Here is a 14,568-nt window from a genome sequence, read left to right as displayed (position 1 = left end):
CAGCTATTCAGTGCACGACACTTCCGATAATGATAACGCAAGCTGGCATCTGAATGGGCTCTCGCTCCTTAAAATCTGTCTCGTTGGGAGCCAAAATGAGACACGCTTAATGAGACTCGCACGCAGCTCTTCACTTGATAAGGGAGGATCGATACATGGGGAAACAATCACGTAGAGCATCAAGGCGCCGACGCCACGAGATCAACAAGGGCAGAGACGGCCTGACGATCACCGTTGGGGTCATGCCTCGGATGAAGCCCAGCGGACAGCCATCGCTCAAAGAAGAACTGCGACTCCTGCGCAGTCCGTTGCTGTATGCGGATCATGTTGACGTAGTCGCTCCGAGCGCGGCATGGATGAACGACTTCCGGCCCCTGCGTGACGTTGTTGTTGACGATCCGTGGAGAACCGTGACTGCGTTGCCCTCCGAAACTTTGAGGAGGCTCGGGGTAGAACGCATAACTTCTCAAGACTTCCGGAGAGCGATGCGGGAGCTGGAGGCGAGGCAGGCCCACGACCCGGACCGTATTGAGTGTGAGAGACAATGGCGTGAAGCGCTACCGCAATTGAAGAGACAAGCGGACGAGGTCTTCGACAGTTATGTATCTGTGGAGATCGATATGGCGCTAGAAGCTGATTCTGTCCGGATGATCAGTGAAGGAACTCGCCTCGAGGACGATTCCGATCAACAGATTGCATGGTTCCGTGACCGTCTGGTGAACGCGTTGTCCGATCCTGGGTCTCACATGTTGTTGGACGATATGACCACAGCGTTCCTACACGATTCTGGGTACTATCCAGACGGGCTCCCCACCGTCACTGAGTTGCGAAGCCGACGAGTAGCTGTGGGTACAGGTCTGGTGGAGAGATTACCGACATTTCCCGATGCACCGATGAGCCAAATCCTAGAAGCACGGGATGAGCCTGCTGCGGGCCGTGCCCGGTACAGAACATCGGCTAAAAATCTGGCCGACAAGCTTCAGTCCTCGGCGTTGGACGAGACGCTCTCAAGCGAGATTGATGAACTGTGGAATGACGAAGTGCGTCCCGCCTTGGAGGATTTGCGGAAGTCTGCGTCGATGACGCGGGTTGCCGTCGAATCGGGCAAGCGCCTCGTGACGGAGGGATACGGCGTTCCAACAATCGCTGTAGCGATCGCGAATATCCCTGATCTTGCGTCTGTTCTCCCCTCCGCAGCTGCCGCGGCAGGAGCAACGGGCCGTGTAATCGTTGCAGCTGCGGCCGAAGCGTTCAAGGCTCGTTCTGCCGTGAGGCAGCATGACTTCGTCTACCTTTTGGATGTGGACAAGAATCTGAGCCGGAGGCGAGGCTGAGTCCGGCACGCCAGCGCGAAGCTCGCGACACAATTATCCGTAACGTGTACGGGCGACGAAGGGACACGATCGACGATCGACTTTCTGGCACCTTATCTCCAGTCGTGCTTCCGCGCGCGTGTCGTTGGCAGGAAGCACGTTTACTTGGCCCGATGTAACTGCACTAAAGTATACGGCGGGGCGTTTGGTCACTGCCCTCAAGACCGACGCCTTCATCGTTACGCCCGCATCTAGGGCGGGTAGTGCGACATTTAGCTATATCGGCACACGGACAATCGTGCGATTAGTCGCTATTTTTTGTGTAGATGATCAGCGTATTCTTCTTTTGTCTCGTCTGTGTAGAGGTACTTCTCGACCGTCTCAGCACGGATTTTTCCCTCGTTGACATCCTTGAGGGTCTCCGCTGCGGCTTCCTCACCAAACTCGTCCATCAGCTTGTTGAATGTGACACCATCCAGCTTGTTCTTCACCACGAAATAAACCTCCATTAAAGCTATTTGTTTGCGAAGGGCTTCGTACGTTTCAGCACAGCACCGCAAAATGTCATATTAGCGTACGGCATTGGTGTCGAATAGTTTGCAATAGAAATTGAAGGACACGCTGAAATGCGGTCAAGCCAGCCGCTAGGTTCTTGTGGTGAGGTGCGGGCATGACGGTGACAAAGCTGGTCTTAGAATTCGAAAACCTCATAGTCTGCCTCCGCTTCTTCACTGGGTGCCGGGTAATCACCTGGATTGGATAAATGGAGAACTTCACTGCCAGCGGCGAAGTTGCTAACTTGTTCTAACCCAAACGCCTCGGCTTCGCTCTCTGTCTCAAATTCCTCATCGAGCTCCTCGCGGTCCCCATCCGAGTACGTCATGACTACCTTGAAACTCATACCGCCCCACTTCGTTTGAGCAACTTGTTCAGACCTGTGATTCTGCCATAACCTAAACGTTCTTGGAAGAATCCTCGCGAACAAATATCTGCGGAGCAGACTCGAACGTGAAGATCACCCTTATTGACGAACACTGCGGATCCGCTGCCACCGTACGGAAGACTCAACGACCCGAAGCATGGACGCGAAACATCGAGTATGTTTCCATCGAAATGTCGAGCGAATTCCGTAAAGCCATCCACAAGTCTCTGCCCGAGGTCAAGTTCTCTGTGGACGCTTTTCATATAGTCCAATGCCATGCCCACGACCTGCTCGGACACCGCGGACGGAACATTGGCCCCGCCTACGAATGCCGCAAGCTCTTGACCCGCAAAATCGAGAATCTCTCACAGAAACAGACTGAGCGTCGCAAAGAAATCCTTGAATCGGACTCTGAGCTCGCGGTCATCTACGCCATCAAAGAACACGTACGAGACCTACTAAAAACCAGCACCTTAGAAAGCTTTGCCGTCAGGTGGACAAACTACAAACCTCGCTGAAAGCCTCTGACATTGACGGAGCCAAATCCTTGCTACGCACCTTTACTGCGCGGAAGAAAGAACTCGAAACCTATTGCCTCATCAGGCTCACCAACGCCTGCAGTGAAGCAGCGAACCTGACAGCCAAGAACTTCAAACGAATGGGACGCGGATACATCAACCACGAAAACTACCGGTTACGAATATTTTCGTTCGCAACACGCGACCTCAGACCGTGCTGAACATCCGGGCACCACGCCCAAAGTCAAAGAGCCGCTCAATGCGCATACCCTCATAAAAACCCGGGCTAGGAGACACCAACATCTACTGATGACGCTCTATTCTAGACCTTGGTTACTCCCGTCGAACAATCGTTATGCGGTCATCAAACCCGCGAATATCTGATCTTGCCGTCATAAAGACACACCTGTATTTCACAGAACTCATGATGATGTCAGAAGGCCGACCCCGAACACTTCTGAAAATGGTTCGAGGTCGGTCTTCCACGTCTATTGACAAGAGTTTCTATAAGTTTCAAGAATACCAGCTTCCCTATAGTCATCGGAATAAAGCTCCGGCCCATTGCCAGCGCTGGAAGCTTGCTCGAAGCCTACAAGGCGTTGTTTCTACGATGATGTTGGAACGGGAAGTGCATGCACGTTGCTGCTACCAAACCATGATTCGAGAACATCATGTGCTGCGGCCTCAAGCTGCTGTGTGAAGAGTAACGCTACATTGGTGGTGGGGCGTGATGCACAGACATAGAACAAGTTTCGAGCCCGAACAAATCCTTTCCAATCCTTCTGCGGCACCTTGGAAGGGTCAGCTGCATAGGAAAGGAAACGAGGAAAATTGTAGTGGTTCCATCCGCCACCCAGAAGAACGATGACGTTTTCAAATTGTGCGCCTTTCACCCCGTGTTCTGTTTCATAAGGTGAATGATGGCCTATGAAGTCATTTAGGGCAACGATCTCTCGGTAGTCGACATCGAGGAGTTTCTCCAGCTCCAGCTGACGTCTTGTGCGTTCCTTATCGCTGGTCAAGTCACCAAGCTCATTGAGTTGCTGCTCGACGTCTGCCGGGATTGAGAATGGCGGCTTTCGAAAGTGCGCTAGTACGCTTCTGACGGTTCCGCACTCCGTTTCATTCACAATATTGGTCAGCGCAGCGTGAAGATGAGACTTGTCTGAGTTGCATCTCAGCATGGGTTGCGTAATGCCTAGGGCATCAAAGAACATCCCGGTTCGTCCGGATTTGAAGTGAGCTCGGGCAGGCTCGACCATTGCAATAAGGAACTTGACAAGATGATTCTCAAGCTTGACAAAATCGTCCTTGTTGCCAAAGATTCCCTCAATAGTTGGATAGCCCTGACGAGCAGCGATCGACTTATGGGTTAAGATAAGAGTTTTTGTCTTCGCTGGCGCCAAATCCCATCCATTGGTTTCCAGAGTTTCTCGAACCAGAGCTAGTGCGCTATCAACCAGTTCATGATCTAGGTCGTTCTGAGTGTGTGTGCCGGGCACTCTGCCGTCTAGCCATTTGTCAGTGTGAAAAACAAATGCTTGGCCTTTCTCTTTGAGGCTCGGCATAGCCTGGGTGAGTGTGGGGCGCATCGCATTCAATGCACGCACAATGGGAGCACTGGAGCGAAAGTTTGTTCCTTTCTGGATTACTTCTAGTTCTGTTTGGCTAATTTTCCCCACGGATCCTGAATGAATCTGTTGCCAGTCGTCGCCGAAGAAGCCGAAAGCGGGGCCTTTGTTGGATTTTACACAGTGCTCCAGGATTGCATGAGCAAGCGTGTCATCTGTGTCCTGATATTCGTCGATTAGAACAATCGGGTATTGACTTTTTAGCCGAGTTACAAATTTTTGTTTTCTCATGAGTAGCGCGGCTAAAGCAGGAACATCGTCATGATGAAGAGAAACTTCGGACTCAGTCACACGTCGATATCCACGAGAATATTCGATGTGCTGGTCCGTGATGCTATCTATGTCAGACCTCTCTAGTACTTTCGCCCACTTTTCAGGTTCGAGAAGCGAGCGAAGCTGACTTTGAAACGGCTTCATGACCGACCAGAAGAATTCGTGGATAGTTGCTACGAAGAACCGAGGATCTGCATCGATTCGATCGAGGATCTCGTCTTTGGCTACGTTTGTATAAGTAATGCAGGCAACTCGCCTTCCGCTTTGCAGAGCATGCGATGAAGAATTCTGTAGAAAGCGCAGCGCGTCAATAAGCGAAGTCGTTTTTCCGGCACCAGCACCCGCCTCGACCAAAAAGCTTTTAGGTACCGACAAACAATTGGATATTTTAGATTGAGTAGCTAACGCAACTTCGTCGGCGTTGGTTGCGACTATATTAGAGCCCATCGACAGTCTCCAGTTCGTTTAATGGAATGACAGCGATATCAGTGGCAACGGAGTTTCTTCCCTCCGGAAGTTCTGTACTTTCAGCGAGCAGCCAGTCCAGTCCTTCTTGGAGATAACGAGGGGTGTTCCATACAACACTTTCGACAGCAAATTTGAGTGCAAAGTCTGTTTTTTTGTAACTCGCGGCCACTTCACGGGCGGCGGTCTCTAGCTCATCTGATGATACTTTCGGGAGTTCAAATAGCGTGGGGTTTGCAAGAATGAAAGCGTCTTCAAAAGTGCGGCCGCATGGCCCTTTCTTGGACTCCGGGATTTGGAAAGCGATGCGGCGCTGTTGAACAATTTTCTCCTCAGACGTGAGACCGATGAGAGTTGCAGGTTTCAGGGGATCCGACGGATCTGACGCAAACCAGTGCTTTAACGCTTCATTACTCGTTGCACCCGCTTTGTGGACGGCGCACGCAGCTAGACGGTTGTTGTCGTTCTTGGCTACAGAATCTAGATCTGTGATTATGAGGCTCTTGAGTTCAAGGAAATCAAGCAATGGTAAGAATTTTTGAGCGTATGCCCCTCCTACTTCAAGTATGGTGACGTAATTGCTTCGCGCTTGTGCCGTCATTCCACCTATAATTTTTGGAACTATCAAACGCTCGCTCGTTCCTTCGATAAGGATCGCCTTGTCGGCAAAAAAGAGTTCAGAACTCGTGAGGGTCAGATACTGATGGAGAAACGCTGTATCGATTTCTTTATTGTTCTCCGCAGCCAATTGAAGATCTTTGATTACAGTTTCTCTTGAAGAGTCGTTTCCGCGTTTATCGAGGAAGTAACGAATAGCTTTGAAAGGGACGGTATTTGCTATGTGAGATGAGTGTGTCGAGACGACAAATTGGACATTCCATGGAGTTGATGACTCCTCCGAAAGCTTCCTGACGATCTCACCCAGTTGCCGAATGAAAGTTGCCTGCATTTGTGGGTGCAAGTGGGCTTCGGGCTCCTCGATGAATACAAGGTGGACGCTAGATCCTTGGTCTTCTTGTTGCCATTTTCGGTGAAGGCCGACGATCTGGAGAAGAATATGAAGCAGGTTTCTGGTTCCGAGGCCATTGTAAGTCTCCGGAAGTGAAGGCCCCGTTTCGTTCGGGTATCTGACTTTCGTATAATTCGAGAGCATGCTCCGAACGTTTAGAGTAGTTTGGGTAGCAATTCTGGTTCCGGCATCGCCAGGAAAACCGAAGAGCTCAAATATCGGCTCCAGAGATTTCAGATTTTGATTGAAATTTTTGTCAATCTTTTTGTGAACATCAGCCAATGCTTTATCAACTTGGTCGCTTGTTATATTTTCTGCAGTTTCGCCATTTGCCGAAATCGATGTATTGAAAAGGCGCTCCATGACTTTGGCAAGAACATCACTGTCCTTTGTAGTTACGTCGTCCAATCCGCGTTGTGCTCCGACATGTCCAACCTGAATCACTTTTTCGACATCAGTGAAATCTAGCTGGCGAACGTTCGTTGCGTCACGAGCATCTTCGGCGCGAACACTTCGACGGTAGTACTGTTTGATGCGCTCATTGAGGTTTTGAAAGAATTCATTTCGCTGGGATTCATTTGATGGCGAGATCAACCCTTCAAAGAAAACGCCCAGTTTACGAGGATCCAACTCATAGCTGATAACGATTAGTGCATCTGAGCGTGAATCATCGAGATCGATGATAAAAGGAGCGAGCGTCCCAAAATCATCAAGATTCTCTGAGTAGTCAATGTGGAATCGTAGTTCGATTCGAGGGATTTGTGACAGGATTGTTGTGTTGTTCTTGCGTGAAACGTAGTCTCGGCAAGCACTTTGAAACGACTGCCACGCATTAGCGGAGAAATCTTCGATGCTAAACAGACCAGTGCCACCGCCGAGAAATCGCCTTGACACTTCTCCGAGGGACGTCTTTCCGCTATTGTTGCGCCCAACAATTATGGTTGCATTCTTGTCCAATCGGAGCGGTACGTCTCGTAGTAATCGGAAGCCTTTGATTTCTACTTTTGAAATTTTCATTTATTCTCCAAGCTTTATCCACTTACTTAGTGGTTATCGAGATTCTAGCCCAGAGTTCTTGCCAATCGCTTTCGCGAGATGGAGCCTGCGTGGCGACGCCATCTGGACATTCATTCTTTCAATAGGAGCGCGGCATTTTGATCCGGGACCGCAGTAGGAAACAAGTAGAGTTGCTGCATTTCGGCGCATATTTGAATGCCCTGTGAGTTTGAACGTGAAGGGAGTGTCCTAGATAATCGGGATCGATTCTCCAATCAGGCGGTCGGAAATACGCTGATGCGGCAGCCAGCTGAGCCAAAATGGTATTTAGCCGATTAATCTGGTGATTTCGGTAGAATGCTTCGATAAAACCAGGGCACAAGATTGGCTCGTTTTTTGTGGCTTTGACCGATGGTTGTGACCCTAATGAGATCCAGCGGAATTCATTCTTTCATTACAGAACTGGCCCGGCGTCGAATATTGGAGCCTCAATGTTTCGCGGATGACGTTCGCCAACGGAAATGATCTGGTCTCTGGTAGGTATGGTAGCTCGTTTCGTTTCGCAGAATTGGTGATCTGAATCCTTCGAGAAATTCGCTCTAAACGGGCAGCACGATAGATACCGACCTCGCTTCAAATCGGCAGCGTGAATGGCTCATCTTTGTTCGAGAGTTCCTTGTTTTTGACGTGGGAGCCTCAATGAATGTGCGACTGCACGTCTCTTCCCGCAAACTGAACTGTTGCGGTTGCTTGATGGGTTCCACTACACGCAGGTCGCACCTTTCGGCGGTTTCCATGACAAAGCTCGGCGGATACCATCACTAGGATGGTTCTTCACTGAGGATCCAGGCAGATAGTGGACCCAAACCGCGCCTATTATCTGAGAAGGGGACGGAGCAACCCCTAGAAAATGACCCATATCCAAAAACGGTTCGCGGTGTGCCCCACAGAACTGCACCTTTCCCCGTTTCCCGGTAGGCTTATACGTGGTTCTCCGTGTATTACGGAAAACCACAACAAACAATTACTCCCCGGGCCGTGTACAGCAGGGTCCACGCCGCGCAGATCGCGGTCCTCGGTAGTGGCTTTCGCTTACGGGTATCTACCTCTATAACAGCGCGAGTCTCGATCGAAGACCAGATCCGGGTACGGAACACTGAGGTACGCACTTTAGTGTCCTGGGAGCGATCGAAAGGAATGCCCCCACATGGAGGGTCCAGAAATTCAATTCGCAGAGGCCGTGATCGACAACGGTCGATACGGTAAGCGAGTTATCCGCTTCGAAACCGGTCGTTTGGCCCAGCAGGCTGCAGGTGCAGCCATGGTCTACATCGACGAAGATACCGCACTGCTCTCGGCAACCACTGCCGGCAAGCACCCGCGTGAAGGCTTTGACTTCTTCCCGCTGACCGTGGACGTCGAGGAGCGCATGTACGCTGCCGGCCGTATCCCGGGCAGCTTCTTCCGCCGCGAAGGCCGTCCGTCGACCGAAGCCATCTTGGCTTGCCGTCTGATGGACCGCCCGCTGCGCCCGGCATTCGTCAAGGGCCTGCGCAACGAAGTACAGATCGTTGTCACCGTCCTGGCAATCAACCCGGACGAGCTCTACGACGTGGTTGCCATCAACGCATCCTCGATGTCGACCCAGCTTTCCGGCCTGCCGTTCTCCGGCCCGATCGGTGGCGTTCGCGTTGCCTTGGTTGATGACGGAAACGGTGCCCAGTGGGTTGCCTTCCCGAAGCACAGCCAGCTGGAAAACGCTGTCTTCAACATGGTCGTAGCCGGCCGCATCGCTGGCGACGACGTTGCCATCATGATGGTTGAAGCAGAAGCCACCGACAACTCATGGAACCTCATCAAGGAACAGGGCCACACCGCCCCGACCGAAGAGGTTGTTGCCCAGGGTCTTGAGGCTGCAAAGCCGTTCATCAAGGCGCTGTGCGAGGCTCAGGCAGACTTGGCAGCTCGCGCAGCCAAGCCACTGGTTGAGTTCCCGGTCTTCCGCGACTACGAGGATGACGCATACGCCGCAGTTGAGGCTGCAGCTACCGTCAAGCTCACCGAGATCTACCAGATCGCCGGCAAGCAGGAGCGCGACAACGCAGCATCAGCCTACAAGGACGAAGTTGTTGCAACTCTTTCCGCAGAGGGTGCAGCATTCGAGACCCGCGCGTCCGAAATCTCCAAGGCCTTCGGCTCGCTGACCAAGCACGTTGTGCGCCAGCGCATCCTGACGGATCAGGTCCGTATGGATGGCCGTGGTCTTTCGGATATCCGTAAGCTCACCGCCGAGGTTGAGGTTCTGCCTCGCGTGCACGGTTCGGCTATCTTCGAGCGTGGCGAAACCCAGATCATGGGCGTCACCACCTTGAACATGCTGAAGATGGAACAGCAGATTGACTCGCTGAACCCGGTAACCCGCAAGCGTTACATGCACAACTACAACTTCCCGCCATACTCGACCGGTGAAACCGGCCGTGTGGGCTCGCCTAAGCGCCGCGAAATCGGTCACGGTGCCCTGGCAGAACGCGCAATCACTCCGGTATTGCCGTCGCGTGAAGAATTCCCATACGCAATCCGCCAGGTCTCCGAGGCTTTGAGCTCCAACGGCTCGACCTCGATGGGCTCGGTCTGTGCATCGACCCTGTCGCTGCTCAACGCCGGTGTCCCACTGCGCGCTGCCGTTGCCGGCATCGCCATGGGCTTGGTTTCGGATGAAGTTGACGGCCAGACCCGCTACGCGGCACTGACCGACATCCTCGGCGCCGAAGATGCCATGGGCGATATGGACTTCAAGGTTGCAGGTACCTCGGAGTTCATCACCGCTATCCAGCTTGATACCAAGCTTGATGGTCTTCCGGCATCGGTCCTGGCAGCTGCGCTGACCCAGGCACGCGAGGCACGTCTGCACATCCTCAATGTCTTGAACCAGGCCATTGATACCCCGGATGAGCTCTCCACCTACGCTCCGCGCATCATCTCGGTGAAGATCCCGGTTGATAAGATCGGCGAGGTCATCGGCCCGAAGGGCAAGATGATCAACCAGATCCAGGAAGATACCGGTGCGGATATCTCCATCGAGGACGACGGAACCGTCCTCATCGGCGCCACCAACGGAGAGTCGGCAGAAGCCGCACGCTCCGCAGTGAACGCCATTGCCAACCCTCAGGTTCCTGAGATTGGCGAGCGCTACCTCGGCACCGTCGTGAAGCTGACCACCTTCGGTGCGTTCGTTTCGCTGACCCCGGGCAAGGACGGCCTGCTGCACATCTCCGAGCTGCGCAAGCTCGCCGGTGGCAAGCGCGTTGATGACGTTGAAGACGTTGTCTCCGTTGGCCAGAAGCTCCAGGTTGAAATCACCAAGGTTGACGACCGTGGAAAGCTTTCGCTTGCCCCGGTCGTTGCTGAGGATGAGAACACCGAAGCAGCTGCTGAGTAAGTAATTCCTAGTCTTCTAGGCTAAAAGTCCCGGCCCACCTTGATTGGTGGGCCGGGATTTTTTTCTTTTTCAGGTAGAACACTCTTGCGTGTTATAGCTTTCTGTATGTTGATGGCTGCAGCTACTAAGATGAATCTTGATCGGGTATAGGATTCTACGAGGTTTAAGAACTCGGGACACCGACACATTTCGGGTGACGGCATGTAGTTCAAAGAACCGTGCTGCCGTATCTTTCCAGGAGGATCTTCCAGCTATTTAGGTATCGGGTATGTTGCGTAACGGCCCATCGGATGGATGCGAGTTGGTTGTTGAAGTTGACCTTTTTATTTAACTAGACATCTTGAGAGTCTTTGCGGATAAAGAAGGCTACAAAAAGTAGGATCGGTACCCATAAGACTTGCATAGTGAGAGATATGAATCCGAGAACAAACGATTGTCCAATGGACTGTCTTTCGCCGGCTAACCCCTGACGGGCTAGATAGCCGATACCGGCTAGGCACATTAGTGTTCCAAACAAGACGCCCAGAGGAGCGGGGAAACCTATGCTCTGCCATAGAAGTAATGCTACGCATAAGGTGGCGGGTGCTGGGCCGAGTTCAAGGGCACCATCATTTTTTGGTATGTGGTTTGCGAAGACTGTGAACGCTACTGCAAGCGATATAGTTACCGCGGTTATCGTTGTAAAGAACCCTTGACGTTCTAGAAGCCATGAATTGGTTTGATGAAATGTCTTCATGAACCCTGATGGCATTCCCAAGAAGTCACCGATTTTTGCTATTAGCAGGGCAGCGGATGTTTCTTCGAACTGCGCCGCTATAAACAGGCATACGGAAAGCCCTCCGATCCACTGCCAGAGAGACAGTAACACGCGTTTTCCCAATAGGGAATTCAAAGTTTTTTCCGTTAATCCACTGAGCATTCTAGACTCATTTCTGAATTGGTGAGGGTGTGCGGTTGGCAATCTGGGAAGAAGAATCGACATTGCTGCGGTGTATGTCTAAAAGCTGCTGAGCTGAAGGGACACACGAGACCCCCGCAAGGTTCCTCGAATATTTGTAACGAGTGAGAGACCTAAGCGTGGCTACTTTGGAAGGTAATGACATGTCCACCGTTCTCTTTGACAATTTTTTCAAAGCCGTTCGGGTACCTCATTAATAGCGTGTCATTCATAGTCAAAACTGTTCCTATAGCTAGCATTCGATCGATTACATCCTTGGGAAGCACCGTGATTCTTAGACTTGTTCCGGATGCATTAAGTACAAGGAATACTGCGCCAGGGGAGATGCCAGTTTGCTCAAAGGCTGTAGTGAGGCGTGTGGCTGCAATGTGCGTCATATCCGAATGCAATTCTTCGTCGAGGGAATATCGCCGGGCACCTATGACCAGCACTTCTTGCTTGCCATCAGGACGAGTGGCGGTAACTCGGCCGCGATCTATCTGCACATTGTTGAATTGCCGCGTATCAGTGAGGATCCCGGGTAGTTCCTTTCGTGCATTGCGGGCAAGAGCTACGCCGTCTGTGGTCGAACTGAACATAGTTTGATTTCCTTATTATTGAAGTTTCGGTGTCATTCGGGTTAGTTCACTCCCGTAAGAGTAGTTTGCGCAAGGCTGTTTGCGCAAACTGCCTTGCGCAAAATAGTGATCTCTGTTGCCAAGCGCTTGATCGGGATGGAGGGTTGCCCTTTTTATTGGAACGTTTTGGCGGACTGTACGGCGATTGCTACCTGGGTATCGTCGTGATGCTGACCACCTTCGGTGCGTTCGTTTCGCTGACCCCGGGCAAGGACGGCCTGCTGCACATCTCCGAGCTGCGCAAGCTCGCCGGTGGCAAGCGCGTTGATGACGTTGAAGACGTTGTCTCCGTTGGCCAGAAGCTCCAGGTTGAAATCACCAAGGTTGACGACCGTGGAAAGCTTTCGCTTGCCCCGGTCGTTGCTGAGGATGAGAACGCCGAAGCAGCTGCTGAGTAAGTAATTCCTAGTCTTCTAGGCTAAAAAGTCCCGGCCCACCTTGAATGGTGGGTCGGGACTTTTTTATTCGGCTGATCCTTGCGGAGAGTTGCGGTCCAAGGTTTGGCTTTGGGCGCGGGAAAGCTTCTTCTATCGCGTAGTCAGGCGAATGATGTCGTTATTCTTGGAAACTAATCCAGAATCGGTAATGTGCTTCCCGTGGCAAGTTCGGCATACTGACGCATAATTCGAATCGCGTCGCTTCGTGCGATCTGTGGATCGTGGGCAACGATCCGGTAGCCCAAGTTGTCTTCGAGGGACATGAGGGTTATCGCAATATCGTGTGCCTCGTGGGTTAGTTTAAAAGCACCTGAGTCGGCCCCTGCTTGGAGCACCTGCTTGTACAGATCAACCTGCCGGTGAAAGATTCCTTGAATGGATTGTTGTTTGTCCAGCTGAAAGCCGGCCGTCAGTACCGCCGACCAGATGACTCTCCATTCAGTGTCTTCGCTTCCGCGTGGAACACCGAGGCTGATGAGTGTGGCTAACTTTTCTTCGTGGGTATCTAGATCTCTCGATATTTCGCTGCGTTCCTCGAGGAATCGCGGGTCCGATCGCGCTGCCAAAGCTTGGATCATATCCGGTGTGCTTTTGAAGTAATACCTGATTGCGTTTTCCGTCAGGCGCATTTCCTTGGCGACGTCGCGTAAATGGAAAGTGTCCATGCCTTTGTCTTCAATGACGTGGATTGCTACGTCAAGGATCTCGTCAGCACGCTGTATTCGAGTACTCTTTCGCGCCAATTTTGGCCTTCCAATGGTATTGATGCACTAGTAAGAACCATTATGCCTTGGGTCTCAAGCAAGTAGTCACCCGGAGACCTCTTGCGCAAATGTGTGACGTAGGCCATTCTTTTAACATGTTGAAAAGAATTGCAGTCAAACCCATACGAGCTCGTGAACTGGGCATCGTGATTGGTGAACATCCCACGGGGGAGCACAACTCAATTACCGACGTACCAGGGCTCAAAGTTGGGCAGGTAACCATCCAACGCGACGAGCCTGGTGCCTCCCCGGTTAATACCGGCGTGACAGTGATTGTTCCGTACGATCAAATATGGAACGAGCCCGTCTTCGCTGGCGCTCATCGCCTCAACGGCAGCGGCGAAATGACAGGGTTGGAGTGGATCCGTGAATCCGGCGAACTGACCTCGGCCATAGCCCTGACAAATACACACAGTGTAGGCGTTGTACGAGACGCGATGGTGAGAGCTCAAGTCGAAGCACGGGGAGAGGGGCTCTACTGGAGTTTGCCGGTGGTGGCCGAAACCTATGATGGTTTGCTCAGCGACATCAATGGTCATCACGTGACGGCAAAACACGTTGCCGAAGCTCTGGCCGGCGCCACAACCGGACCAGTCCAAGAGGGTGCGGTTGGTGGCGGTACCGGAATGATCTGCCACGACTTCAAAGGCGGTATTGGCACTTCTTCCCGCACCATGGATACCACTCAGGGGAGTTATACGGTCGGGATTCTAGTCCAGTCGAATTACGGTCGTCGAGAACGGCTGCGGATTAACGGAGTACCCGTTGGTGAGCGGATTGGCGCAGAAATAATACCAGTCCCTGAGCACTCTCAACGCTTTGAGAGAGGGTCTGGCTCAATTGTTGTCGTGGTAGCAACCGATGCACCTTTGCTGCCACACCAATGTACGAGGCTCGCCCAGCGTGCGGCCTTGGCCATTGGCCGCATGGGCGGAACTGGGGAGCAATATAGCGGAGATTTGATCATCGCATTCTCAACCGGAAACCGAAACATCCCACCCTATGCATGGGACGAGAATCATCGAGTCGACGAACCCGAAATCCCGGTGCGAATGGTCGCTCCGCAGCTTATGACAAGGCTCTTTGACCTGACGGTGGAAGCGACGGAGGAAGCAATTGTCAATTGTCTTGTGGCTGCAGAAACCACTGTCGGTCCTCATGGAGTCACCGCACACGCAATTGACCACGCACTTTTACGCAAGGCAATGAACGTAGATACCTAAATC

The 14,568-nt window shown here is 52.2% G+C and carries 9 protein-coding genes and 2 pseudogenes; 5 read left to right on the top strand and 6 right to left on the bottom strand.

The genetic code is table 11. From position 1 onward, the window contains the following. Positions 1-155: 155 nt before the first annotated feature. Positions 156-1,334: a hypothetical protein gene (locus CQ018_RS10455; RefSeq protein ID WP_105549951.1), complete on the top strand. Its 1,179-nt coding sequence runs from the start codon at positions 156-158 to the stop codon at positions 1,332-1,334. Between the two features lie 290 nt (positions 1,335-1,624). Here the strand turns inward: CQ018_RS10455 and CQ018_RS10450 are convergent, their stop codons facing one another. Together CQ018_RS10450 and CQ018_RS10445 are read right to left on the bottom strand one after the other, a co-directional pair. Continuing rightward, positions 1,625-1,807: a hypothetical protein gene (locus CQ018_RS10450; RefSeq protein WP_105549950.1), complete on the bottom strand. Its 183-nt coding sequence runs from the start codon at positions 1,805-1,807 to the stop codon at positions 1,625-1,627. 197 nt (positions 1,808-2,004) lie between these two features. Beyond that, positions 2,005-2,214 carry a hypothetical protein gene (locus tag CQ018_RS10445; protein ID WP_146111872.1) on the bottom strand — a complete coding sequence of 70 codons (210 nt, stop codon included), beginning with the start codon at positions 2,212-2,214 and terminating at the stop codon, positions 2,005-2,007. 212 nt (positions 2,215-2,426) lie between these two features. Here CQ018_RS10445 and CQ018_RS20810 point away from each other — a divergent pair. Beyond that, a pseudogene (locus tag CQ018_RS20810) lies at positions 2,427-2,974 on the top strand (transposase). A 384-nt stretch (positions 2,975-3,358) separates the two neighbouring features. On the opposite strand, the gene CQ018_RS10430 reads toward CQ018_RS20810, so the two are convergent. Beyond that, positions 3,359-5,104, bottom strand: a complete 1,746-nt coding sequence (locus CQ018_RS10430; protein ID WP_105549946.1) for a UvrD-helicase domain-containing protein — start codon at positions 5,102-5,104, stop codon at positions 3,359-3,361. After that, a complete protein-coding gene (locus CQ018_RS10425) occupies positions 5,094-7,148 on the bottom strand; it encodes an ATP-dependent endonuclease (protein WP_105549945.1) in 2,055 nt (684 codons plus the stop codon). Before CQ018_RS10425 ends, CQ018_RS10430 begins: the two co-directional genes overlap by 11 nt. Before the next feature lie 1,186 nt (positions 7,149-8,334). On the opposite strand from CQ018_RS10425, the gene CQ018_RS10420 reads away from it, so the two are divergent. Next, a complete protein-coding gene (locus CQ018_RS10420; protein ID WP_105549944.1) occupies positions 8,335-10,566 on the top strand; it encodes a polyribonucleotide nucleotidyltransferase in 2,232 nt (743 codons plus the stop codon). Positions 10,567-11,637: 1,071 nt separating this feature from the next. On the opposite strand, the gene CQ018_RS10410 is transcribed toward CQ018_RS10420, so the two are convergent. Further along, entirely contained in the window at positions 11,638-12,102 is a 465-nt protein-coding gene (locus CQ018_RS10410; RefSeq protein ID WP_105549942.1) for a hypothetical protein, read from the bottom strand. Positions 12,103-12,281: 179 nt separating this feature from the next. Here CQ018_RS10410 and CQ018_RS10405 point away from each other — a divergent pair. Next, positions 12,282-12,539: pseudogene (locus tag CQ018_RS10405) on the top strand (S1 RNA-binding domain-containing protein); the annotation flags it as partial. A gap of 170 nt (positions 12,540-12,709) precedes the next feature. On the opposite strand, the gene CQ018_RS10400 reads toward CQ018_RS10405, so the two are convergent. After that, positions 12,710-13,321 carry a TetR/AcrR family transcriptional regulator gene (locus CQ018_RS10400; protein ID WP_105549941.1) on the bottom strand — a complete coding sequence of 204 codons (612 nt, stop codon included), beginning with the start codon at positions 13,319-13,321 and terminating at the stop codon, positions 12,710-12,712. A gap of 116 nt (positions 13,322-13,437) precedes the next feature. Here CQ018_RS10400 and CQ018_RS10395 point away from each other — a divergent pair, with 116 nt between their 5' ends. After that, complete coding sequence (locus CQ018_RS10395; RefSeq protein WP_105549940.1) at positions 13,438-14,565, top strand: P1 family peptidase; 1,128 nt, start codon at positions 13,438-13,440, stop codon at positions 14,563-14,565. Positions 14,566-14,568: the final 3 nt, after the last annotated feature.

Origin of the sequence: Arthrobacter sp. MYb227 (genome assembly GCF_002975435.1) — a bacterium.
GTDB lineage: Bacteria > Actinomycetota > Actinomycetes > Actinomycetales > Micrococcaceae > Paeniglutamicibacter.
This window is presented reverse-complemented; position numbering and strand designations above follow the sequence as displayed.

Bases quoted from the DNA above. Each gene is read 5' to 3' on its own strand.
- CQ018_RS10455 (WP_105549951.1), top strand. From the start codon at position 156: ATGGGGAAACAATCACGTAGAGCATCAAGGCGCCGACGCCACGAGATC.
- CQ018_RS10445 (WP_146111872.1), bottom strand. From the start codon at position 2,214: ATGAGTTTCAAGGTAGTCATGACGTACTCGGATGGGGACCGCGAGGAG.
- CQ018_RS10395 (WP_105549940.1), top strand. From the start codon at position 13,438: ATGTTGAAAAGAATTGCAGTCAAACCCATACGAGCTCGTGAACTGGGC.
- CQ018_RS10410 (WP_105549942.1), bottom strand. From the start codon at position 12,102: ATGTTCAGTTCGACCACAGACGGCGTAGCTCTTGCCCGCAATGCACGA.
- CQ018_RS10430 (WP_105549946.1), bottom strand. From the start codon at position 5,104: ATGGGCTCTAATATAGTCGCAACCAACGCCGACGAAGTTGCGTTAGCT.
- CQ018_RS10425 (WP_105549945.1), bottom strand. From the start codon at position 7,148: ATGAAAATTTCAAAAGTAGAAATCAAAGGCTTCCGATTACTACGAGAC.
- CQ018_RS10420 (WP_105549944.1), top strand. From the start codon at position 8,335: ATGGAGGGTCCAGAAATTCAATTCGCAGAGGCCGTGATCGACAACGGT.